Annotated in this window: 14 protein-coding genes; 5 read left to right on the forward strand and 9 right to left on the reverse strand. The window is 70.6% G+C overall.

The genetic code is table 11. From position 1 onward, the window contains the following. Window positions 1-60: 60 nt before the first annotated feature. Window positions 61-1,203 (forward strand): allantoicase, encoded by a 1,143-nt coding sequence (gene alc / locus ACQUSR_RS22715; RefSeq protein ID WP_431044444.1) that lies wholly within the window; start codon window positions 61-63, stop codon window positions 1,201-1,203. A 147-nt stretch (window positions 1,204-1,350) separates the two neighbouring features. Then, window positions 1,351-2,325, forward strand: a complete 975-nt coding sequence (locus tag ACQUSR_RS22720) for an acyl-ACP desaturase (protein WP_431044445.1) — start codon at window positions 1,351-1,353, stop codon at window positions 2,323-2,325. A gap of 257 nt (window positions 2,326-2,582) precedes the next feature. Here the strand turns inward: ACQUSR_RS22720 and pepN (ACQUSR_RS22725) are convergent, their stop codons facing one another. The 3 genes from pepN (ACQUSR_RS22725) to ACQUSR_RS22735 form a co-directional block, all read right to left on the reverse strand. After that, window positions 2,583-5,165: an aminopeptidase N gene (pepN, locus tag ACQUSR_RS22725; RefSeq protein ID WP_431044446.1), complete on the reverse strand. Its 2,583-nt coding sequence runs from the start codon at window positions 5,163-5,165 to the stop codon at window positions 2,583-2,585. 152 nt (window positions 5,166-5,317) lie between these two features. Then, on the reverse strand, window positions 5,318-6,331 hold the full coding sequence (locus tag ACQUSR_RS22730) for an aspartate-semialdehyde dehydrogenase (RefSeq protein ID WP_431044447.1): 1,014 nt from the start codon (window positions 6,329-6,331) through the stop codon (window positions 5,318-5,320). 156 nt (window positions 6,332-6,487) lie between these two features. Continuing rightward, on the reverse strand, window positions 6,488-9,808 hold the full coding sequence (locus tag ACQUSR_RS22735) for a S8 family serine peptidase (RefSeq protein ID WP_431044448.1): 3,321 nt from the start codon (window positions 9,806-9,808) through the stop codon (window positions 6,488-6,490). Window positions 9,809-10,196: 388 nt separating this feature from the next. Between ACQUSR_RS22735 and ACQUSR_RS22740 the strand changes: the two genes are divergently transcribed. Then, complete coding sequence (locus tag ACQUSR_RS22740) at window positions 10,197-11,936, forward strand: TIGR03767 family metallophosphoesterase (RefSeq protein ID WP_431044449.1); 1,740 nt, start codon at window positions 10,197-10,199, stop codon at window positions 11,934-11,936. Window positions 11,937-11,990: 54 nt separating this feature from the next. On the opposite strand, the gene ACQUSR_RS22745 is transcribed toward ACQUSR_RS22740, so the two are convergent. Together ACQUSR_RS22745 and pepN (ACQUSR_RS22750) are read right to left on the reverse strand one after the other, a co-directional pair. Beyond that, window positions 11,991-13,037: a hypothetical protein gene (locus ACQUSR_RS22745; RefSeq protein ID WP_431044450.1), complete on the reverse strand. Its 1,047-nt coding sequence runs from the start codon at window positions 13,035-13,037 to the stop codon at window positions 11,991-11,993. 156 nt (window positions 13,038-13,193) lie between these two features. Continuing rightward, on the reverse strand, window positions 13,194-15,797 hold the full coding sequence (pepN, locus tag ACQUSR_RS22750; protein WP_431044451.1) for an aminopeptidase N: 2,604 nt from the start codon (window positions 15,795-15,797) through the stop codon (window positions 13,194-13,196). A 156-nt stretch (window positions 15,798-15,953) separates the two neighbouring features. On the opposite strand from pepN (ACQUSR_RS22750), the gene ACQUSR_RS22755 reads away from it, so the two are divergent. Continuing rightward, a complete protein-coding gene (locus tag ACQUSR_RS22755; protein WP_431044452.1) occupies window positions 15,954-16,610 on the forward strand; it encodes a DsbA family protein in 657 nt (218 codons plus the stop codon). A 148-nt stretch (window positions 16,611-16,758) separates the two neighbouring features. Here ACQUSR_RS22755 and ACQUSR_RS22760 read toward each other — a convergent pair whose 3' ends face one another. The 3 genes from ACQUSR_RS22760 to ACQUSR_RS22770 form a co-directional block, all read right to left on the reverse strand. Further along, window positions 16,759-17,400 (reverse strand): superoxide dismutase, encoded by a 642-nt coding sequence (locus ACQUSR_RS22760; protein ID WP_431044453.1) that lies wholly within the window; start codon window positions 17,398-17,400, stop codon window positions 16,759-16,761. Between the two features lie 164 nt (window positions 17,401-17,564). Then, on the reverse strand, window positions 17,565-18,989 hold the full coding sequence (locus ACQUSR_RS22765) for an amino acid permease (RefSeq protein ID WP_431044454.1): 1,425 nt from the start codon (window positions 18,987-18,989) through the stop codon (window positions 17,565-17,567). A gap of 163 nt (window positions 18,990-19,152) precedes the next feature. Beyond that, window positions 19,153-20,559: an amino acid permease gene (locus tag ACQUSR_RS22770; protein ID WP_431044455.1), complete on the reverse strand. Its 1,407-nt coding sequence runs from the start codon at window positions 20,557-20,559 to the stop codon at window positions 19,153-19,155. Between the two features lie 284 nt (window positions 20,560-20,843). Here ACQUSR_RS22770 and ACQUSR_RS22775 point away from each other — a divergent pair, with 284 nt between their 5' ends. Further along, entirely contained in the window at window positions 20,844-21,443 is a 600-nt protein-coding gene (locus tag ACQUSR_RS22775) for a biotin transporter BioY (protein ID WP_431044456.1), read from the forward strand. A gap of 101 nt (window positions 21,444-21,544) precedes the next feature. On the opposite strand, the gene ACQUSR_RS22780 is transcribed toward ACQUSR_RS22775, so the two are convergent. Continuing rightward, window positions 21,545-22,972: an amino acid permease gene (locus ACQUSR_RS22780; protein WP_431044457.1), complete on the reverse strand. Its 1,428-nt coding sequence runs from the start codon at window positions 22,970-22,972 to the stop codon at window positions 21,545-21,547. Window positions 22,973-23,111: the final 139 nt, after the last annotated feature.

The raw sequence follows: 23,111 nt of genomic DNA on the forward strand, positions 1-23,111 counted from the left end.
TCCTCTGTGACAGTCGGTGGCGGCGGCACCACCGCCGCCGTCCCGCACAGAGAGGCGAACATGACCGACCCGCACGCCCACGACCCCCACGCCAACGACGCCGCCCCCTACGCCGGCGGCGATCCGTACGCCGACTACCGCTCCGGCGCCTTCCCCTTCACCGGCCTCGTCGACCTCGCCGACCGCCGCCTCGGCGCCGGGGTCGTCGCCGCCAACGACGAGTTCTTCGCCGAGCGCGAGAACCTGCTCGTCCCCGAGCGGGCCGTCTTCGACCCGCAGGCCTTCGGCCACAAGGGCAAGGTCATGGACGGCTGGGAGACCCGCCGCCGCCGTGGCGCCGACGCCGACCACCCCTTCCCAGCCGACGAGGACCACGACTGGGCGCTGATCCGGCTGGGCGCCCCCGGCGTGCTCCGCGGCGTGGTCGTGGACACCGCGCACTTCCGGGGCAACTACCCGCAGCGGATCAGCGTCGAGGCCGCAGCCGTCGACGGTTCGCCGAGCCCCGAGCGGCTGATGTCCGCCGACGTGAGGTGGGAGGAGATCGTCCCGCCGACGCCCGTACGCGGCCACGCCGCCAACGGCTTCACCGTCACCGACCGGCGCCGCTGGACGCATCTGCGGCTCAACCAGCACCCCGACGGCGGCATCGCCCGGTTCCGCGCGTACGGCGAGGTCGTGCCCGACCCGGGGTGGCTGGCTCTCCTCGGCACCATCGACCTGGTGTCCGTCCTGTACGGCGGTGCGGTCGAGGACGCCTCCGACTGGTTCTACTCCCCGCCCGTCAACATGATCCTCCCCGATCTGTCGCGGAAGATGGAGGACGGCTGGGAGAGCCGCCGCCGACGCGATCGGGGTCATGACTGGACGCGCTTCCGGCTCGCCGGGCACGGCGAGATCCGGGCCGTGGAGATAGACACCGGCTACTACAAGGGCAACGCGGCGGGCTGGGCCGCTCTCGAGGGCTGTGACGCGACCACCGCGGACCCGGGGGATCCGGCCGCCTGGACGCGGCTCCTGCCGGCCGTGCGGCTGGAGCCCGACACCCCGCACCGCTTCGCGCTCCCGACGTCCGCCGCCGTGACGCATGTGCGGCTCAACACCTACCCCGACGGTGGCGTCGCCCGACTGCGCCTGCACGGCAGCCTCACCGCGCGGGGCATCGCGGAACTGCGCTCCCGCCACGCGCGCCCGGCCTCCTGACCGCCCTGCCGCCGGGGCCGGTTGGGCGGTCGGCCGACTCGGGCCGGGCTTCGTCGACGGCCTCCTTATTTTCGCTTTAACTTACGGTGGCGTAACCTACGGGGCCGTAGCCGAACCCTGCCGCTCTACGTCCCCAGGAGCTCGCCCGTGACCACCGCCCCGCCCCTCATTCCCAGCCAGTCGGAGTGGAGTGACCGCAAGCTCCTGTACGCGCTCGAAGAGGCCGTCGAGACCGAGCTCAACCGGCACCTGAAGGTCGCCAAGGAGTGGATGCCGCACGAGTACGTGCCCTGGAGCGACGGCCGCAACTTCGACGGCGTCATGGGCGGCGAGCCCTGGGCACCGGAGCAGTCCAAGGTCTCCGACATCGGCCGTACCGCGCTGGTGGTCAACCTCCTGACCGAGGACAACCTGCCCAGCTACCACCACGAGATCGCCACGCTCTTCGGCCGCGACGGCGCCTGGGGGACGTGGGTGCACCGCTGGACCGCCGAAGAGGGCCGGCACGGCATCGTCATGCGTGACTACCTGCTCACCTCGCGGGCCGTCGACCCGGTCGCGCTGGAGCGGTTCCGCATGGCGCACATGTCGGAGGGCTTCGAGTCCGACAACCGGCACAGCATGCTGCACTCGATCGCGTACGTCGCCTTCCAGGAACTGGCCACCCGCATCTCGCACCGCAACACCGGCCACCACTCCGGCGACCCGGTGTGCGACCGGATGCTGGCCCGTATCGCGACCGACGAGAACCTGCACATGGTCTTCTACCGGAACCTGCTGGCCAAGGCGTTCGAGCTGGCTCCCGACCGGACCATGGCCGCCGTCCGCGATGTGGTGGTGAACTTCCGCATGCCAGGGCACGGCATGCCCGGCTTCGAGCGGGCCGCCGCCCAGATGGCCATTGGCGGGATCTACAACCTGCGGATCCACCATGACGACGTGCTGCAGCCCGTGCTGCGCTTCCTCAAGACCCTGGAGCTGGGCGGGCTGCGCGCCGAGGGCCGCCAGGCGCAGGAGGAACTGGGGCTGTTCCTGGGCGGACTGGATGAGCAGGCCACCAAGTTCGACGAACGCCGTGCGGCCCTCCTGGCCCGCCGCGCCGCCCGCGCCGCCAAGGCCTGATCCCTCCGCTGGCGGTCTGATTCCCTCCGTCAGCGATCTGACCCCTCCGCCAGCGGTCTGCGCTCTCCGTCAGCCCCGCGCCCGGCCCAAGCCCCGGCGCGGGGCTGACGGCCGCACCCGCGCCGGGGCATCGCACGCGGCCGTACCTTGCCCGCCCGACCCGAGGAGGACGGGCGGGCCGGGGGAGACCCCGCACCGCGGGCGTCGCGCCGCGGGCGCGGTCACCGCGGGGCGCGGGGTGCCCCGTACGCGATACCTCAGGCGGTAGCCGAGTCCGCGGCAGCCGCGTCCGCGGCCTGTGCCTTAAGCGCCCGCTCGACGCCCGAGCGCGACTCCGAGATCAGCCGCCGCAGCGCCGCGTTCGGCTCGGACGTGGCCAGCCAGGCGTCCGTGGTCTCCAGCGTCGCCCGCTCCACCTGGAGCGACGGGTACAGACCCACCGCGATCTGCTGCGCCATCTCGTGGCTGCGTGTGCCCCAGACGTCCTTGACCACCGCGAAGAACTTCTCCGCGTACGAGGCCAGCAGCTCGCGCTGGTCGGCCTGCACGAAGCCGTTGATGACGGCCTCCTGCATCGCGTTCGGCAGCTTGTCGGACTCCACGACCGACGCCCATGCCTCCGCCTTGGCCTCGGCCGTCGGCCGCGCCGCTCGCGCCGTCGCCGCGTGCCGCTCGCCCGCCGCCGTCTTGTCCCGCTCGTACTCGCCCGCGATGGCGTCCTCGTCGGCGCTGCCGGTCGCCGCGAGCCGCTGCAGCAGCGACCAGCGCAGCTCGGTGTCCACGACCAGGCCCTCGATGGACTCGGTGCCGGCCAGCAGCCCGGCGAGGAGATCGAGCTGCTCGGCCGTCCGCGCGGTCGCGGCGAAGGCACGGGCCCAGGCCAGCTGGTGGTCGCTGCCGGGCTCCGCGGCGCGCAGGTGCTCCAGGGTGGCCCCGGTCCACGCCGCCAGCCCCGTCTCGCGCCACTGCGGGTCCGCGTACAGGTCCAGCGCCAGCTTCACCTGGCGGTGCAGCGACTGCACGACGCCGATGTCCGACTCCCCGGCGATACCGGAGAGCACCAGCTCCAGGTAGTCGCGGGTGGCCAGTTCACCGTCGCGGGTCATGTCCCACGCCGACGCCCAGCACAGGGCACGCGGCAGGGACTCCGTGAAGTAGCCCAGGTGCCGCTGGACCGTCCACAGCGACTGCTCGTCCAGCCGCACCTTCGCGTAGCTCAGGTCGTCGTCGTTGAGCAGCACGACCGCCGGGCGCTTCCGCCCCACCAGGGCGTCCACCTCGGTCAGCTCACCGTCGACGTCCAGCTCGATGCGGTCGGTGCGGACCAGCTTGCCGTCCTGGTGGTCGTAGAGCCCGATCGCGATCCGGTGCGGCCGCAGCACAGGCTCGCCCTTGGCACCCGCCGGGAGCGCCGGGGCCTCCTGCCGCACCGCGAAGGCGGTGATGACTCCCGAGGCGTCGGTGACGATCTCCGGGCGGAGCACATTGATCCCCGCCGTCTCCAGCCACTTCTTCGACCACGTCTTCAGGTCGCGGCCGCTGGTCTCCTCCAGCGCGCCCAGCAGGTCCGACAGCCGGGTGTTGCCGTACGCGTGCCGCTTGAAGTACGCCTGCACGCCCTTGAAGAACGCGTCCATGCCGACATACGCCACGAGCTGCTTGAGCACGCTGGCGCCCTTGGCGTACGTGATGCCGTCGAAGTTGACCAGAACGTCGTCCAGGTCCCGGATCTCCGCCATGATCGGGTGCGTGGACGGCAGCTGGTCCTGCCGGTAGGCCCAGGTCTTCATGGAGTTGGCGAACGTGGTCCACGAGTGTGGCCACCGCGACCCCGGCGCGTACGCCTGGCAGGCGACGGAGGTGTACGTGGCGAACGACTCGTTCAGCCACAGGTCGTTCCACCACTCCATGGTGACCAGGTCGCCGAACCACATGTGGGCCAGCTCGTGGAGGATGGTCTCCGCGCGCAGCTCGTACGAGGCGTCCGTCACCTTCGACCGGAACACGTACTGGTCGCGGATGGTCACCGCGCCCGCGTTCTCCATCGCGCCCGCGTTGAACTCCGGCACGAAGAGCTGGTCGTACTTGGCGAACGGGTACTCGTAGTCGAACTTCTCCTGGAACCAGTCGAAGCCCTGCCGGGTCACCTCGAAGATCGCGTCCGCGTCGAGGAACTCGGCCAGCGACGGGCGGCAGTAGATGCCCAGCGGCACCGACCGGCCGTCGCCCTCCCAACTGCTGTGCACGCTGTGGTACGGGCCCACGATCAGCGCCGTGATGTAGCTGGAGATCCGCGGCGTCGGCTCGAAGTGCCAGACGTTGTCCTTCGGCTCCGGCGTCGGCGAGTTGGAGATCACCGTCCAGCCCTCGGGCGCCGTCACGGTGAACTGGAACGTCGCCTTCAGATCCGGCTGCTCGAAGGAGGCGAACACCCGACGCGCGTCCGGCACCTCGAACTGTGTGTACAGGTAGGCCTGGTCGTCCACCGGGTCCACGAAGCGGTGCAGACCCTCACCGGTGTTGGTGTACGCGCAGTCCGCGACGACCTTCAGCTCGTTGGGCCCCGCCAGCAGCCCCGGCAGCGCGATCCGCGAGTCGGCGAAGACCGCCGCCGGATCCAGCGCCTCGCCGTTGAGCACGACCTCGTGCACCTCGGGCGCGATCAGGTCGATGAAGGTCTCCGCCCCGCCTTCGGCGCTGTCGAACCGCACGGTGGTCACGGAGCGGAACGTCCCGCCCTCCTGCGCGCCGCTCAGGTCGAGATCGATCTCGTACGCGTCCACGGTGAGCAGGCGCGCCCGCCGCTGCGCCTCTTCGCGGGTCAGATTCGTGCCAGGCACGTGGGCATCTCCTCGGTATGTGACGTTTTTCGCCATCCTTCCACGCCCCGGCCGCCTGTCACATGGCCTTCGGGGCCCGTCCGAGCCGATCTTCCCACGCCCGCCGTCACCGGGCGGGGGCGTTTTCCACAGACCGCCCCCGCCGGTATGACTTATCCCAGCTCGGCGGCGACCAGCTCCGCGATCTGCACCGCGTTGAGCGCCGCGCCCTTGCGGAGGTTGTCGTTGGACAGGAACAGCGCCAGGCCGTTGTCCACGGTCTCGTCCACCCGGATCCGGCCCACGTAACTGGCGTCCTTGCCCGCGGCCTGGAGCGGCGTGGGGATCTCCGACAGTTCGACACCGGGCGCGTCCTTGAGCAGCTCATAGGCGCGCGCCACGCTCAGCGGACGCGCGAAGCGCGCGTTGACCTGGAGGGAGTGGCCGGAGAAGACCGGGACGCGCACGCAGGTGCCGGAGACCTTGAGCCCGGGGATCTCCAGGATCTTGCGGGACTCGTTGCGCAGCTTCTGCTCCTCGTCGGTCTCGAAGGAGCCGTCGTCGACGAGGTTGCCCGCCAGCGGCAGCACGTTGAAGGCGATGGGGCGCTTGTAGACACCCGGCTCGGGGAACTCCACCGCCTCCCCGTCGAAGGCGAGCTGGTCCGCCCGCTCGGCGACCTTGCACGTCTGGCCGTGCAACTCGGCGACGCCGGCCAGGCCGGAGCCGGACACGGCCTGGTAGGTGGTGGCGACCAGGGCGGTCAGCTCCGCCTCCAGGTGCAGCGGCTTGAGCACCGGCATGGCCGCCATGGTGGTGCAGTTCGGGTTGGCGATGATGCCCTTGGGGCGGTCCTTCACCGCGTGCGGGTTGACCTCGGAGACCACCAGAGGGACCTCGGGGTCGAGCCGCCAGGCCGAGGAGTTGTCGATCACCACGGCGCCCGCCGCGGCGACCTTCTCCGCGAGCGCCCGGGAGGTCGCGCCGCCGGCGGAGAACAGGACGATGTCGAGGCCGGTGTAGTCGGCCGTGGAGGCGTCCTCGACCGTGACACCGTCGATGACCGTGCCGGCCGAGCGGGCGGAGGCGAACAGCCGGAGCTCGGTCACCGGAAAGTTCCGCTCGGCGAGGATCTTGCGCATGACCGTGCCGACCTGACCGGTGGCTCCGACGATTCCGACCTTCACGGTGTCTCCTTCGTGCGTTGCTGGCGAGGCGGGTGCCGCCGCCCATGATGCGTATGTCCCCGGTCGTCTTGTCCAATCCATTCCATTATTCGAGGCCCGGGCACGAGAAGGGGCGGGTGCCCGGGAGAGCACCCGCCCCATGCCGTACCGGACCGGTTACGGCGTGACCTTCTCGATCTTCACGCTGCCGCCGCCGGTCACCGTCCCGGAGGCGTTGAGCAGCTGCACCTCGCCGAAGAAGGAGCGGCCCTCAGGAGCCGCGCCCGCCACCTCGACCTTGGCTGCGACCTGGGCGGACGCGCCGTTCGCCAGCTTCACCGCCGCCGCGTCGTCCACCTTGACGGTGCCGAGCGAGGGGGCGAAGTACACGTCGCGGTAGTCGTACTCGGTGCTGCCCGCCGGCACCCCGTATCCGACCACCTCGATGGTGTACTTCCCGGCCTTCGGCTTGGCCAGGCTGACCGCCTCGTCCGAGTCGCCGTCCGCCGAGGAACCGACGACCTTGCCGTCCAGCAGGACGTTCAGGTCAAGGTCGGCCTTGGTGTCCGAGACCCCGCCGATCGCCACGTCGAGGCGCGAGACGCCCTCACCGAGGGTGACCTCCGTGGTGTGGGTCTCACCTTCCTTGATCGTCGGGCGGGTGGTCTTGGACGAGCCCAGCCCGCCGCCCTTCAGCTTGCCGTCGATCGCGGCGTAACCGTTGGTGACCTTCCACTCGACCGGCGCGGGCGTGCCGACCTTGGCCTCGGGCACGGTCTGGGTCTCCGGCTCGAAGGTGGTGCCCAGCGCGGTCGCGGTGACCGTGTACGGGTTGTCGAGCAGCGGCGAGGTACGGCGCGACTCGACCTCGATCTCCCACACGCCCGGAATCGGGTTGGCGTAGGAGCGCAGGTCCGGGCGGCAGGTGTTGGCCGGGTTGCTGTAGTTCGGGTAGCAGTTGATCGTCGACGTCGGGTCGGCCGGGACGCCGTACGGGTTGATGGCGATCCAGCGCGTCTGGCTGCCCGTACCCAGGCCGTTGGTCTTGACCTCCAGGGACTTGGCGCCCTTCGGAACGGTCACGAAGTAGGACTTGGTGCCGTTGCGCTGCACCGAGCCGGAGGCCCCGTACGCGTGGTGCGGCTTGACCAGCGGCTTGGCCACGACGACCGTGGACAGGATCTGCTTGTCGACGCCCTCGGTGCCCGGGTCGTTCACGTCGAGGATCGCGGTGTGGATGCCGGCGGCGCGGGTCTTCGCCGTGACCTTGACGGTGACCGGCTTGTCCAGCGGCAGGCTGACCGAGTCCTCGGCCAGGTCGAAGGTGCCGTCGTTGTTCCGCAGCGCCAGCTCGTGCCGCACGTCGCTGTCCGGGCCGGTGGTCCGGGTGATCGTGACGTCGTACGTCCGGGACTCGCCGGTCTTCAGGCCGCCCTCGCGGTCGTAGATGCCGGCGCCGAAGCCCGGGGTCTTCAGGTGGTCCGACAGCGCGGTCTTCACCGGTGCCTTGACCGTGTACTCATGGGCGGTGGCGTTGTCGCGGATCGCGTCCCACGCGCCGATGACGTCGATCAGGCCGGAGCCCTCCACATACGCCTGCACACCGGGGATGTGCTTGGCGGTGCTGGTCAGCGCGGTGCGCAGCTCCGCCGGCGGCAGGTCGATGTCCTCCTGCTTGGCGGCCGACAGCAGCAGTGCCGTGGCACCCGTGGCCTGCGGGGAGGCCATCGACGTGCCCTGCAGCATGCTGTAGCCGGGCGGCAGCTCGTACCCGGCCTCCTTGACCGGGCCGCCGGGCAGCCAGGTCTGGGTGGTGTTGATGGAGGCACCCGGGGCGGAGAGCGTCGGGGTGAAGCCGCCGTCCTCGCGCGGGCCGCGGGAGGAGAACGGCATCATGTCGTACTTTTTGGTGACCACCGAGCCGTAGTTCGCGGCCCAGGTCTCCTTGGAGACGCTCGCGCCGACGCTGACGACCTTGTCGGCCAGGGCCGGGTCGCCGATGGTGTTCGTGCCGGGGCCGCTGTTGCCCGCGGAGATCACCAGCTGCACGCCGTAGGTGTCGATCAGGCGCGTGTACAGCTCGGCGCGGGCGTTGTTGCCGTCGTTGAGCGCGGGCAGGCCGCCGATCGACATGTTGACGATGTCGACGTGGCGGTTGACCACGAGGTCGATCATGCCCTCGGTGAGCGCGACGTTGGTGCAGCCGCCGGTCCAGGTGCAGGCCCGGGACGAGACCAGCTTGGCGCCGGGCGCCGCGCCGTTCATCTTGCCGCCGAAGAGGCCCTTGGCGGCGGTGATGCCGGCCACGTGGGTGCCGTGCTCGGACTCGATGACGCCGATGTTGACGAAGTCGGACTTCTTGCCCACCCAGCTGCCGCCCAGCGGGTCCATCGGGACGTCCTTGCGGATCTCCACGACGAACGGGATCCGCTCGGCGACCGGGGTGGCCGGGTCGTCCTTGCCGAAGTAGCCGACCTGGAAGCCGTCCCGGTACGGCTGCATGACCTCGTCGTCGCCGAAGTCGCCGTCGTTGTCGAGGTCGACCCGGACGGTGCCCTTGGCGGCGTCGTAGAGCACGCCCCAGGAGTCGGTGGTGTCCCCGTCCCGGTTGAGGTCGCCCTTCATGTCGCCGCCGGCCGTCGCGCTCTCCTTGAAGACGCTGACGCCGTAGGAGCCGGCCGGGGCGGTGTAGGTGCGGCCGTTGTAGCTGAAGCTGGGACCGGAGACGGTGGTCACCATCGGCCGCCAGGTGCCGTCCTGGTCCACGATCGGGTCGGTGGCCGTCACCCAGTCGACGATCTTGCGCTCGCCGGTGGTGGTCTTCTGCAGCGCCGGGTGGCCGAGGTCCACGCCGGAGTCGAGGATGCCGATCGTCACGCCCCGGCCGTCGGCCTTGGGGTGGTTCTTGACGAAGTCGACGGCTCCGGTCTCGAACGACGGCTGGTACGGGTTCTTGGCCGGGGTGTCCTTGCCGGGCGCCGGGTAGCTGCCCGCCTGCGCGGTCTTCGCGCCCTCGGCGCGGTCCGCGCGGGGGGTCGGGTCCGGCAGCCGGATCTCCTGGCGGAGGTCGATGCCGTGGACGGAGGAGAGCTTCTCCGCCTTGGCGATGGCGGCGTCGGCCTTGCCGGTGGGGACGGTGGCGCGGACGTAGCCGAGCTTGTCGTAGGTGCGCCCCACCGAGGCGCCCTTGACCGCGTCGAGCTGGTCGGCGACCTGCTCGGTCGCGCCCGGTGCGGTGGCGATCATCATCGTGACGTGCTTGTCGCCGTCCGCCTTGGCCTCGGCGAGCAGACCGGCGTCCGCGGCGCCGAGCTTGTCGGAGGCGGACTTCGGCCGGCTCTCCGGCTGGCTGGAGGCCGTCGGCTCGTCGCCGTGGGTGGCGGCGACGGCGGGGGCGGGGCCTGCGGCCGCGAGGGCGGCCACCAGGCCCGCGCCTATCGCTATGCGGGCCGTGCGTCTCACGCCGCGTGCGGGTCTCGCTTCAGGTGATGGGGACATGGGCATCCTTGTTCGGAATACGGTGCCGTCGGTCCGTTCACCTTTGTGGAAGTGACTGACGTTTGGGGAGAGTTGCCCGACCCTGATTCCACCGATGGCACATTCCCGCCATACGCCATCGAGGACAAAGCGGTACTCATGTCGTCAACCGGGAGCCTCGCCCCCGGCTACCCGTTCGGGTGAACTCCATATGAGCGCCGGCGGGCCGGCAGCCGTAGCCCGGATGGCGATTCGCCCCGGATCCGCCCGCGACGGACCGATGTGCGGATCTCGGTGGCATGCGTTGCCACGGCGTTCACGCATCGGCCATCCCCGCTGCCAACCATCCCCAGTGACAGGGCGGTTCTCCGCCCGCCGCCATACGGTTTCCACTCGGGGAGACGAGCGCATGTCCCGCATACGGTCCGCCGCCCACGCTCTCGACCGCCGTACGCTGCTCACCGCCGTGGGCGCCGCCGGAGCGGCCACGGGCCTGGGGGTCGCCCTCGGGCCCGCCTCAGGTTCCGCCACCGCCTCGTCGGCCGCGCCGCACGGCTCCGCGCACGGCTCCGTGGCCGCCCAGCGGGTCGCCACCGCCCCCCTCGCGCCGACCACGGCCGGCACCACGCTGCGGACGGTCGCCGCCCCGCGCGGCAGCAGTGGCTACCGGCGGCTCGCCGACGGCCCGGGCTGGGCCCGTGTCGTACGCACCGAACTCGCCCCGGCCAAGGGCGGCCGGGAGCGCCGGCGCACCGCGCTCGCCTCGTTCGTGCAACTCACCGACCTGCACCTGACCGACGTCCAGCACCCGCTGCGCTACGAGTTCCTGCGTTCGGGGCGGGTGGGCGCCTGGCGGCCGCACGAGGCGCTCTCGGTGGCCGGCGTGGTCTCCCTGATCGAGCGCGTCAACCGGCTGCGCGGCGGACCGGTGACCGGGGCCCCGCTCTCCTTCGCGATGACCACCGGGGACAACACGGACAACAACTCGCGGATCGAGCTGGACTGGTTCCTGACCGCGATGAGCGGCGGCCGGATCACCCCCAACACCGGCGACCCGCGCCACTACGAGGGCGTCCAGGACAGTGGGATCAAGCACTTCTGGCACCCCGGAAGCGCGCTGCGCGACAACGACAAGCGGGTCGGCTTCCCGCGCATCGACGGATTCCTCGAAGCGGCGCTGCGTACGGTCAACAGCCCCGGCCTGAACCTGCCCTGGTACTCCACCATCGGCAACCACGACAGCCTGTCCGGCGGCGTCTACGCGTTCGATCGCGGCTACCTCACCGAACTCGCCACCGGCGGCCGCAAGCTGGAGATCATCCCGGCCGCGGAAGCGGAGAAGATCTACGAGGGTGAGCGGGAGGGCGCCGACCCCAAGGGCACGCTCATGAAGGACGTGCTGCGCAGGCACGCCCGCGAGATGCGCTCGGTCACCCCGGACGAGCGTCGCGCGCCGGTCACGGTCCACGACTACCTGACCGCGCACCTGGCCCCTGGACACGCCGGTGCCGGCCCCGTGGGGCACGGCTACACGCGGGAGAACCTGGAGAAGGGGACGCTGTACTACACGTTCCGGATCTCCGACGACGTCATCGGCATCAGCCTGGACTCCACAGACCCCGGCGGCCACTACACCGGGTCCGTCGGCACCGCCCAACTGCGGTGGCTGGAGCGGACCCTGAAGGCGCACAAGGACGACCACATCCTGGTCTTCAGCCACCACTACAGCCGGAGCATGAAGAACTTCAACCGCGACCCGGCGCGCCCCCACGAGGCCCGGCACGGCGGTGACGAGCTCGTCGCGCTCTTCAAGCGCCACCCGCAGGTGCTTGCCTGGATCAACGGCCACAGCCACAAGAACGAGATCACCGCCCGCGGCACCTTCTGGGAGGTCACCACGGCCTCGCACATCGACTTCCCGCAGCTGGCCCGGGTCGTCGAGGTCACCGACAACCACGACGGCACGATCTCGCTGTTCACCACCCTGGTGGAGTCCGCCGCCCCGCACCGCACCGACTACGCCGACCTGTCCCAGACCGGCCTCGCCGCGCTCTACCGCGAACTGTCCTTCAACGCCCCCGGCTCCCGCGGGACGCTCGCCGGGCAGCCCGACGACCGGAACACCGAACTGCTGCTGCGCAAGCGCTGATCCCGGTGGAGCGCGCGAGGCGATCCATACCCGCCCGTCCTCACCGCGGCATCCTCACCGCGGCAGTACGAGGACGTAGGCGGCCGGGTCGCGGTCGGCCGCGGCCATCAGGGCGGTGCGGACCACGGCGGCCTGGTCCCCCGGGGCGTGGCGCAGCCGGTGCGGCGTGGCGTACACCACCGTGATGCCCAGCCGCTCCAGCCGCTCCCGCAGCGTCGTCTCCTCGCTCCGGTCCCCGGTGGCCGGCGCCGGCTTCTCGTACTGCGGCAGCCGCGCGTCCAGCACCAGGGCCACGGCCTGGTCCGGCCAGTAGGCGTCCACACCGCCCAGTCGCGGGCCACCCGGCATCCGCAGCTCGACGTTCCACACCGGCTCGGGCAGCCCGTGGCCGCGCACCATGGCGTACAGCTGGCCCTCGGCGGCGCAGCGGGCCTCGGCGAGCAGGGCGTCCACGGCGTCCGCCACGTGCGGCCGGGTCAGCAGCCGCGCCGCGGTCAGCTCCCGCACGATCGCGGTCGCCTCGCAGTGTGCGCCGCGCACCGCCTCGACCAGCAGCCGGCGCACCGACGTCGCGTCCCGGAGCCTGGCCACCGCGTCCGCCAGCGCCCGGGCGACGGGGGCGGTCGGCACTCCGGCGATGTCCACCGGTTCGGGCAGCGGGTGCCCGCGTACGACACGCACATAGCCGGTGGAACGCGTGCGCCGGGTGCGCGGCACCAGGACGTCGACGTGGTCGAGGGAGAGCAGCGGGGGAGCGGCGGAGAAGTGGTGCAGGGCGAGCGCGGCCAGCCCGGTGATCATCACGGGCTCCGGCCCCGCGGTGGCGCCGGTCCGCGCGGGCGTACGGCCGACGGTGTAGAGCAGGGCGGCGTGCAGCAGCTCCTCGCCGGTCGGCGGGCCGGGGTGGAGCAGGTGGACGCCCGGCAGCAGCTGCCGCCACGGCCCGCCGGCGCGGCTGCGCTCGGCGACGGTCGCGGCGGTCACACCGTGCGCACGGAGCTGGCGTGTGGTCAGAACCAGGCGCCGTACGTCGGAGAGGTGCCGCAGGGGGAGCGGGGAGAGCGGGGTGGGGATCTCCCCGCCGGGGGAAGTGTGGTTCATGCCCCGGCCATTCCCGCGCTCTCGCCGCTCCCTAACCGCTGTTACACGTTCGTCGACGAATCAGGACAACACCGTCCTAAAGTACGGACGTTCGAGCGCCGAAGGGCGGTGCGCCATCTGGCGGGCCCGTACGGCGCGCCTGGGTGGTGCGCCGCGTCAGCGGGCGGCCCGCGCGTCGCACTCCTGGGCGCGCAGCGCCCGGGCCAGGTCGTCCCGCGCCTCGCTGACCAGACGGCGCAGCGCGGGCGCCGCGTCCGCGTGCTCCGCCAGCCACGCGTCCGTCGCCTCCAACGTGCCGGGGTCGTCCTGGAGCGCCGGGAAGAGCCCGCGCACGATCGCCATGCCGATCTCGATCGACCGCTCCCGCCACACGCTCTCCAGCGCCGCGAAGTACCGCTTCGCGTACGGCGCGAGCAGCTCCCGCTGGCCCGCCTGGCAGAACCCGGCGATGGTGGCCTCCACCAGCGCGTTGGACAGCCGGTCCGACTCCACCACCGACGCCCACACCGCGGCCTTGACCTCCGCCGAAGGCCGGGCCGCCAGGCAGCGGATCTGGTGCCGCTTTCCGGACGCGGTGTCGTCCCTGGCCAGCTCCGCGGCGATCAGCGACTCGTCCGCCACGCCGTGCGCGGCGAGCGGTTCCAGGAACGTCCACCGCAGCTCCTGGTCGACATCGAGTCCGTCGATCCGCGCCGTACCGTCCAGCAGCCCGCGCAGCAGCCTCAGTTCGCAGTCGGAGTCGGCGTTCTGAGCGAAGAACCGTGCCCACGCCAGCTGGTGGCCGCTGCCGGGCTCGGCGAGCCGAAGCTCGCGCAGCGCGCTCTCGGCCACCTCGTCGCCCGCCTGCTCCCGGTTGTCGGGCGCGCTGTAGTGCGTCAGCGCGCTGCCGGCCCAGGACTGGACCATCTGCAGCACGCCGATGTCCGTCTCGGCACCGGCGAACCGCCGCACCAGGTCCAGGTAGTCGCGGGCGGGCATCAGCCCGTCGCGGGTCAGGTTCCACAGCGCCGACCAGCACAGCGCGCGGGCCAGCGGGTCGGTGAGGTCACCCAGGTGCCGGCGCAGGGTGGCGAGCGAGTCCGCGTCGAACCGCACCTTGCAGTACGTGAGGTCGTCGTCGTTGACCAGGATCAGCTCGGGCCGCTCGGCGCCCGCCAGCTCGGGCACCTCGGTGCGCGGCCCGGTGACGTCGACCTCCACCCGGGCGTACCGCACCAGCGCGCCGTCGGCGTCGCGGCGCCGGTACAGGCCCACGGCCACCCGGTGCGGCCGCAGCGTCGGGTGGCCCCCGCCCGCCTCCTGGAGGATGGACAGCTCCGTGATCCGGTCGGCCGCGTCGTACGTCGCCTGCGGGGTGAGCACGTTGACCCCGGCCGTCTGCAGCCAGGCCCGCGACCAGGCGGTCATGTCCCGCCCCGAGGTCTCCTCCAGCACCGACAGCAGATCCGCCAGCCGGGTGTTGCCGTACGCGTGCCGCTTGAAGTAGCGCCGGGCGCCCTCCAGGAACGCGTCCCGGCCGACGTACGCCACGAGCTGCTTGAGCACACTCGCGCCCTTGGCGTAGGTGATGCCGTCGAAGTTGAGCTTGGCGTCCTCCAGGTCATGGATGTCGGCCGTGACCGGGTGGGTGGACGGCAGCTGGTCGGCGCGGTACGCCCAGGACTTGCGCCGGTTGGCGAAGGTGATCCAGCCGTCGGTGAACCGGGTGGCCTCCACCAGCGAAAAGGCGCCCATGAAGTCCGCGAAGGACTCCTTGAGCCACAGGTCGTCCCACCACTCCATGGTGACCAGGTCGCCGAACCACATGTGCGCCATCTCGTGCAGGATGACGTTCGCCCGGTGCTCGTACGACGCCTGGGTCACCTTGCCGCGGAAGACGAACTCCTCGCGGAAGGTCACACAGCCCGGGTTCTCCATCGCGCCGATGTTGTACTCCGGCACGAACGCCTGGTCGTACTTGCCGAACGGGTACGGGTAGTCGAAGTGGTCGTGGAAGAAGTCCAGGCCCTGCTTGGTGACGGTGAAGATGTCGTCCGCGTCGAAGTGCTTGGCGAGCGAGGCGCGGCAGAGCGCCCCCAGCGGGATCTCCAGCACCTCGCCCTCCGGCAGCGCGCGGCGGTAGTGGTCCCGCACCACGTGATACGGCCCGGCGACGACCGCCGTGATGTACGTCGAGATCGGCTTGGTCGGTACGAAGCGCCAGGTCGCCGCGGCGTCCCCGGCGAGGACCGGGTCACCCTCCCGCTCGCCGTTGCTCAGCACGGTCCAGTCCGCGGGAGCGGTCACGGAGAAGGTGAACGACGCCTTCAGATCCGGCTGTTCGAAGTCGGCGAACACCCGGCGCGCGTCGGCCGGTTCGTACTGCGTATAGAGATAGACCTGGCCGTCCTCCGGGTCCTCGAAGCGGTGCATGCCCTCCCCGGTCCGGCTGTAGGCGCACTGGGCGTCCACCACCAGGACGTTCTCCGCGGCCAGGTCGTCCAGCGCGATCCGCGCGCCGTCGAACACGGCGGCCGGGTCCAGCTCACGTCCGTTCAGCACCACTGAGCTGACGCTCGGCGCGACCAGGTCGGCGAAGGTCGACGCGCCCGGCTCGGCGGCACGGAAGCGGATCGTCGTCGTCGAGCGGAAGGTGCGGGGCCCGGCACCCTCGGCGGGATCCACCGCGGACCGCAGATCGAGCGCCACGTCGTAGGCGTCCACGGTCAGCAGCCGGGCCCGCTCCTGGGCCTCGTCACGGGACAGATTCTCACCGGGCACGACACGACTCCCTCGTCTTGTGTCACACGCTTCTCGAATATCGGACACCGCGCATCATGACACGGGCCGTCCGAGGCGGGAATCGAGGAATGGAACCTGTGGATAACCGCGTTACCTGAAGAACGCGTACCCAAGCCATTCCTTCGAGGAGCATCCGTGACCGCGACAGACGCCGCGACCGCCACCCCCGCCACGCCCGCCGATTTCTGGTTCGACCCGTTGTGCCCGTGGGCCTGGATGACCTCTCGCTGGATGCTGGAGGTGGAGAAGGTCCGCCCGGTCGAGGTGCGCTGGCATGTGATGAGCCTCGCCGTGCTGAACGAGGACAAGCTGGACCAGGTCCCCGAGGAGTACCGGGAGATGCTGCGCACCACGGCCTGGGGCCCGGTGCGGGTCTGCATAGCCGCCGAGAAGAAGCACGGGAGCGAGGTCCTGGGCCCGCTCTACACGGCGCTCGGCACCCGCATCCACCACCAGGGCCTGGCGCCCGACCACGACACGATCGTCGCGGCCCTGGAGGAGGCGGGCCTGCCCGTCGAGCTGGCGGACGCCGCCCGCACCGACGCCTACGACGCCGAACTGCGCGCCTCCCACCAGGAGGGCATCGGCCTGGTCGGCGAGGACGTCGGCACCCCGGTGATCGCCGTACCCGGCGCTGAGGGCGACCGGATCGCCTTCTTCGGCCCGGTCGTCACCCCGGCGCCCAAGGGTGAGGAGGCGGCCCGCCTGTGGGACGGCACCCTGATGGTCGCCTCCGTCCCCGGCTTCTACGAGATCAAGCGCACCCGGACGACCGGCCCGATCTTCGAGTGACGGCGAAGCAGAGAGGAGGGCCCCCGCGAGTCATGTCCTCGCGGGGGCCCTCCGCTATTCCGCCTGCCACGTGAAGGGTGAGAAGACGATCACGAGCAGGACGTCGGGGGTCTGGGGGAGAGCCCCCCAGAAGGGAAAAATCTTCCTCTTACGGAGCGAGCAGCAGGTTGTTCGCGCGCTCCTTCGCGGCGGCGTACCGCTTCGCCACGTCCTGCCAGTTGACGACGTTCCACATCGCCTCGATGAAGTCCACCTTCTGGTTCTTGTACTGAAGGTAGAAGGCGTGCTCCCAGGCGTCGAAGACCAGGATCGGGACGGAGCCCTGGCCGACGTTGCCCTGGTGGTCGTAGACCTGCTCCACGATCAGACGGCCGCTCACCGGCTCGTACGCCAGCACGCCCCAGCCCGACCCCTGTGTGGTGGCGGACGCCTTGGACAGCTGCGCCTTGAACTTCGCATACGAGCCGAAGCTCTCCGCGATGGCGTCGGCGAGCTCGCCGACACCGTCCTTCTCCAGCGGCTCACCGCCGCCGTCGCCGGTCATGTTGTGCCAGTAGATGCTGTGCAGGATGTGGCCGGACAGGTGGAAGGCCAGGTTCTTCTCCAGGCCGTTGATGGCGCCCCACTGGTCCTTGTCCCGGGCCTCCGCGAGCTGCTCAAGGGTGTCGTTCGCGCCCTTGACGTACGCCGCGTGGTGCTTGTCGTGGTGCAGCTCGATGATCTCGGGGCTGATGACGGGCGCCAGCGCCGAGTAGTCGTACGGAAGTTCAGGAAGTGTGTAGATGGCCATGCCGAGCCCTCCGACCGCTTATTGCAATTAACTTGCAAGTGCACGCTACCAGCAGGAGTGCGCCATCCCGGGGCGGAGGGGGGCGGCTCGGTCCAAAGAAGTAAGGCGGGGTGGGTCCTTGGACTTAAGGACCCACCCCGCCTCACGGGGAACGCTTCGAGCGGTCAGCGCTGCTTGGCGTTCGCCTTCTGCCGTATGAGGCCGACGATGGTCAGCGCCACCGCCAGACCCGTCGAGTAGTACAGCTGCTCACGGGTGTCGTCCTGGCGGGCCATCAGGGCCAGGAAGGTCACCACACCGGCCAGCGCCACCCAGGTGAGATAGGGGAAGAGCCACATCCGCACCACGAGCTTCTCGGGCGCCTCACGCTCCAGCCGCCGCCGCATCTGGAGCTGGGAGACCGCGATGAAGCCCCACACGATGAGCACGACCGCGCCGATCATGTTCGCCACCCAGACGAACACCTTGTCCGGAGACCAGTAGTTCAGCAGCACGGTGACGAAGCCGAAGACGCAGGACGCGGCCACCGCCAGCCGGGGCACGCCTCCACTGACCTTGCCCAGGAAGGCGGGACCCTGGCCGCGCGCCACCAGCGAGTACGCCATCCGGGAGGAGCCGTAGATGTTGGCGTTCATCGCGGACAGCAGCGCGGCCAGCACCACGAACTTCATGATCTCCCCGGCCGCCGGGACGTCCAGGACGTTCAGCACCGCGACGTACGGGCCGTCGCCGACGACCTTCGGGTCGTTCCACGGGATCAGCATCACGATGACGAACATCGAGCCGATGTAGAACAGCGCGATCCGCCACATGGCGGTGCGCACGGCGTTCGCGACGCCCTTGACCGGGTTCTCGGACTCGGCGGCGGCGATGGTCACGGTCTCCAGACCGCCGTAGGCGATGACCGACGCGACCAGGCCGACCACGAGGCCGTCGACGCCGTTGGGCATGAAGCCGTCGTGGCCGGTGAGGTTGTCGGTGCCCGGCGCATCCGTGCCCGGCAGGACGCCGAAGATGGCGAGCGCGCCCAGCACCAGGAACAGCCCGATCGCGGCCACCTTCAAGGCGGCGAACCAGAACTCGAACTCACCGAAGTTCTTCACCGAGGCCAGGTTGGCGCCGAGGAAGACGACCATGAAGGCCAGGACCCACATCCAGGACTCGGTCGAGGGGAACCAGCCGGTCATGATCCCGGCCGCGCCGAGCCCCTCGACGCCGACCGCGAAGGTCAGCAGCGTCCAGTACATCCAGCCGGCCGTGAAGCCCGCCCAGGGGCCGAGCGCCCGCTCCGCGTACACCGAGAAGGAACCGGAGGCGGGGTTGGCGGCGGACATCTCACCGAGCATCCGCATGACCAGCATCACCAGGAGGCCGGACAGCGCGTACGCCAGGACGATGGAGGGACCGGCCGCCGCGATACCGAGACCAGAACTCACGAACAGTCCCGCGCCGATCACGCCACCCAGGGCGATCATCGACAGATGGCGCTGCTTCAGGCCATGGGACAGGGGAGTGCCGTTGCCCTGAGCGGTCGTGCCGGTGTTCTCGGCAGCGCGCTCCGGCGCGGCGGACGCGGGTGTCCGGTTCATTGGCTTTTGGTGTCCATTACGTGTGGGTGGAGGGGTGCTGAGCGCCCTCAGTGTGTGGTCCGTGTCCGCTGAGGACAACACTTGCGTCAGTGATGTCTGAATATCGGACACCGGTATGACCGTACGTAGCCGACCGATCGTCAGTTCGGAAGGGTGGCGCCGGTCAGCCGCGGGCCCGCAGCTCCCGCAGTCCGGCCACCGCCAGTACCGCGCCCGTCGCACCCGCCGACCACAGAAGCTGCGGGCGTGCCTGATCATCCGTCAGCATCAGCACCAGAACGCCGGCCATCGCGATCAGGGAAGCCCAGGTCAGCCAGGGGAACGCCCACATGCGCAGGGCTGGCGGCTCCGACGTCTCCCGCTCGATACGGCGGCGCAGCCGCAGTTGGGAGGCGGCGATCAGTGCCCATACGAACAGCAGTACGGCACCGACGGCGTTGAGCATGTACTGGAAGATCGAATCCGGCCACTTGAGATTGAGCAGGACCGAAAGGAATCCGAACGCCACCGAGGCCAGCACCGCGCGGCGCGGCACCCCGCCCGGCGACATGGCCAGCAGCGACCGCGGCGCCTCCCCGCGCTCGGCCAGCGAGAACACCATCCGGGAGGAGCCGTAGAGATTGGCGTTGAGCGCGGACAGCAGCGCCACGAACACCACGATGTTCATGATCTGCCCGGCCTTCGGCACCCCGATGTGGTCCAGCACGGCCACGTACGGGCTCTGCCCGGGCGCCATCGAGGTCCACGGCAGCACCGTGACGATGACCAGCATCGAGCCGACATAGAAGAAGAGGATGCGCCACATGGCGCTGCGTACGGCGCGGCCGACCGCCCGCGCCGGGTCGTCGGACTCCGCCGCCGCGATCGTGACGACTTCCAGGCCACCGAAGGCGAAGAGGACGGCCAGCACCCCGGAGACCACGCCGCTCCAGCCGTTCGGCAGGAAACCGCCCTGCCCGGTGAGGTTGGTCAGGCCCACCGGGTCGGTGTCCGGCAGCGCCCCGAAGGCCGCGAGCAGGCCGAGGGCGAGGAAGAGCACGATCGCGCCGACCTTCAGCGTCGCGAACCAGAACTCGAACTCGCCGAAGTTCTTCACGGCGGCCAGGTTGGCGGCGGTGAAGACCACCATGAACAGCAGGACCCAGGCCCACTGCGGCACCGACGGCACCCAGCCGTGCGCGATCCCGGCCGCCGCCGTCGCCTCCACGGCGAGCACGACCACCAGCAGGAACCAGTACAGCCAGCCGACGGTGAAGCCCGCCCAGCGGCCGAGCGCCCGCTCCGCGTGCACCGAGAAGGCGCCCGACGCGGGCATCGCCGCCGACATCTCGCCGAGCATGCGCATCACCAGCATCGCGAGCGCGCCCGCGAGCAGGTACGAGACGACGATGCCGGGCCCGGCGACGGCGATCCCCGCGCCGGAGCCCACGAACAGCCCCGCGCCGATGACTCCGCCCAGGCCGAGCATCGTCAGGTGGCGTTGTTTGAGTCCGCCCGCGAGGGGTTCGGCGGGTGCGGCCGGTTCGGCGGGCGCGGCCGCGAGCTCGTCGGCGGGCGGGGCCTGGTGCATGGTGCGGGATCACTCTCGGCTCAGCGCCCGGACGGCGGCGCTTTGGTGGGACTCCACAGTGTCCCCATGCCTGCCCGCCCGGCGCAAAACCGTTTCCCGGTACCCCGGGTCATGGTGACGAGCATCACGTGACCTGCTGGAACGGGGTGATTCACGGAGCCGGGTCGTGCACGGGACCGGCCAAGGCGGCGCCGCCGCCTTTGTCGCCCGTCGACGGTGATCGACGATCAGTGCTGGGCTAACGTCACGGTGTCCTTCACTGATCTCACCTCGGGGAGATACCGATGAGCTCCGCCTCCGTCTCCGCCGCCGGGACCCGTACGGTCCTCGCGGACGCCCTGTTCCCCGCCCGCCAAGTCCTCGCCCGTGACGCGGCGCTCGTCGTGGGCGGCGCCGTGCTCACCGGCCTGGCCGCCCAGATATCCGTGCCGGTGCCCGGCTCCCCGGTCCCCGTGACCGGGCAGACCTTCGCGGCGCTGCTGGTCGGCACCTCGCTGGGGGCCGGCCGCGGCTTCCTCTCCCTGGCGCTGTACACGCTTGCCGGCATGGCCGGGATGCCGTGGTTCGCCGAGGGCACCTCCGGTGCGGTCGCCCCGTCCTTCGGTTACGTCCTGGGCATGCTGCTGGCCGCGACCGTCGTGGGCGCGCTGGCCCGCCGCGGCGGTGACCGCGGCGTGCTGAGCACGGCCGGGACGATGGTGCTCGGCTCCGCGGTCATCTATGCGGTCGGCGTGCCGTACCTGGCGGTGGCCGCGGATCTCTCGCTCAGCGCGGCGGTCGCCGCCGGACTCACCCCGTTCCTGCTCGGGGACGCCCTCAAGGCGGCCCTGGCGATGGGCGCGCTGCCCACCGCGTGGAAGCTGCTGGGCGGCCGCGAGCACTGATCCCCCGTACCTCCGGGCCCACGCGGACGGGCCGGGACCCGCACCCCCTTCCCTGGTGCGGCGTCCCGGCCCGTCCGTCGTACGGCGCCGGTGTGCGGCCGTCAGGCCGCGCGCTTGGCCAGCCGGTCGCGGACCACCGCCACGGTGAGCACCACGGCCGCCACCAGCAGCGACAGGCTCACGACCTCGCGGTTGGCGTCGTCGTAGAACATGTAGCCGACCACGAACACGATCATCGCGGCGGTCGCCCACGTCAGATACGGGAACAGCCACATCCGGACGATCAGCTTCTCCGGGTTCTCGCGCTCGATGATCTTGCGCATCCGCAGCTGGGTGAAGCAGATCACCAGCCAGACGAAGAGCGCGATCGCACCCGAGGAGTTCAGCAGGAACTGGAAGACGGTGTCCTTCCACTGGTAGTTGAACCAGACGGCGATGAAGCCGAAGACCACCGAGCCGAGGATGGCCGCCTGCGGGACGCCCCGCGCCGTGGTCTTCGCGAACGCCTTGGGCGCGTCACCGCGCTGGCCGAGCGAGAAGGCCATCCGGGAGGCGGTGTACAGACCGGAGTTCAGACACGACAGCACGGCCGTCAGCACGATGACGTCCATGACGTTGCCGGCGTGCGGGATGCCGATGGAGTTCAGCGCGGCGACGTAGGAGCCGTCCTCGGTGATCGCCTTGGAGTCCCACGGCAGCAGCGTCAGCACCACGAAGATGGAGCCCAGGTAGAAGACGCCGATCCGCCAGATCACGCTGTTGGTGGCCTTGGTGACCGCGCGCTGCGGGTCCTCGGACTCACCGGCCGCGAGGGTGACGATCTCGCTGCCCATGAAGGAGAAGACGACCATCAGCACGCCGGTGAGGATCGCGCCCCAGCCGTTGGGCAGGAAGCCGCCGGTGTCGGTGAGGTGGGCCAGGCCCGCGCCCTCGTTGTCCGAGCCGGGCAGCAGCCCGAACACCGCGAGTCCGCCGACCACGACGAACGCGCCGATCGCGACGACCTTGATCCCGGCGAACCAGAACTCGAACTCGCCGTAGGAGGAGACCGACGCCAGGTTGGTCGCGGTGAGCACCACCATGACGATCAGCGCCCAGGCCCACTGCGGCACCGACGGCACCCAGCCCTCGAGGATCTCCGCGCCCGCGGTCGCCTCGACGGCGAGCACCACGACCCAGAAGAACCAGTAGAGCCAGCCGATCGAGAACCCGGCCCAGCGGCCCAGCGCCCGGTCCGCGTAGGCGGAGAAGGAACCGGAGGTCGGGTTGGCCGCGGCCATCTCGCCGAGCATCCGCATGACGAACACGACCATCGCGCCCACAAGGGCGTACGACAGCAGAATGGCCGGGCCCGCCTTGGCGATACCGGCACCGGAGCCGACGAAGAGGCCGGCGCCGATGACACCGCCGATGGCGATCATCGACAGATGGCGGTTCTTGAGTCCGGCCTTGAGGCCGTCGGAGGACTCCGGTGTGCCGGAGCCGCCGGACGACGTGCCCGGCGGGGTGGTCACGGGCTGTGCGCTCATGTGCGCGATCCTTTGCACTGGGGTGTCGAGCCAGGCCAGTGAAACCCAGGAGAACGGATAGATGAACCTTTGAATCCGGATCGTTACTTGAGGTTTCCATGAGGTTCCTTGGCATTGCTGGCCCGTGAAGAAAACGCTT

The sequence above is a fragment of the Streptomyces sp. P1-3 genome, from assembly GCF_050613155.1.
Taxonomy (GTDB): domain Bacteria; phylum Actinomycetota; class Actinomycetes; order Streptomycetales; family Streptomycetaceae; genus Streptomyces.

What these genes read in the sequence shown, in the direction of transcription:
- ACQUSR_RS22745 (WP_431044450.1), bottom strand. Translation starts at nt 13,037, where the DNA reads ATGAACCACACTTCCCCCGGCGGGGAGATCCCCACCCCGCTCTCCCCG.
- ACQUSR_RS22765 (WP_431044454.1), bottom strand. Translation starts at nt 18,989, where the DNA reads ATGAACCGGACACCCGCGTCCGCCGCGCCGGAGCGCGCTGCCGAGAAC.
- ACQUSR_RS22775 (WP_431044456.1), top strand. Translation starts at nt 20,844, where the DNA reads ATGAGCTCCGCCTCCGTCTCCGCCGCCGGGACCCGTACGGTCCTCGCG.
- ACQUSR_RS22735 (WP_431044448.1), bottom strand. Translation starts at nt 9,808, where the DNA reads ATGTCCCCATCACCTGAAGCGAGACCCGCACGCGGCGTGAGACGCACG.
- ACQUSR_RS22740 (WP_431044449.1), top strand. Translation starts at nt 10,197, where the DNA reads ATGTCCCGCATACGGTCCGCCGCCCACGCTCTCGACCGCCGTACGCTG.
- ACQUSR_RS22760 (WP_431044453.1), bottom strand. Translation starts at nt 17,400, where the DNA reads ATGGCCATCTACACACTTCCTGAACTTCCGTACGACTACTCGGCGCTG.
- ACQUSR_RS22780 (WP_431044457.1), bottom strand. Translation starts at nt 22,972, where the DNA reads ATGAGCGCACAGCCCGTGACCACCCCGCCGGGCACGTCGTCCGGCGGC.
- alc (WP_431044444.1), top strand. Translation starts at nt 61, where the DNA reads ATGACCGACCCGCACGCCCACGACCCCCACGCCAACGACGCCGCCCCC.
- ACQUSR_RS22770 (WP_431044455.1), bottom strand. Translation starts at nt 20,559, where the DNA reads ATGCACCAGGCCCCGCCCGCCGACGAGCTCGCGGCCGCGCCCGCCGAA.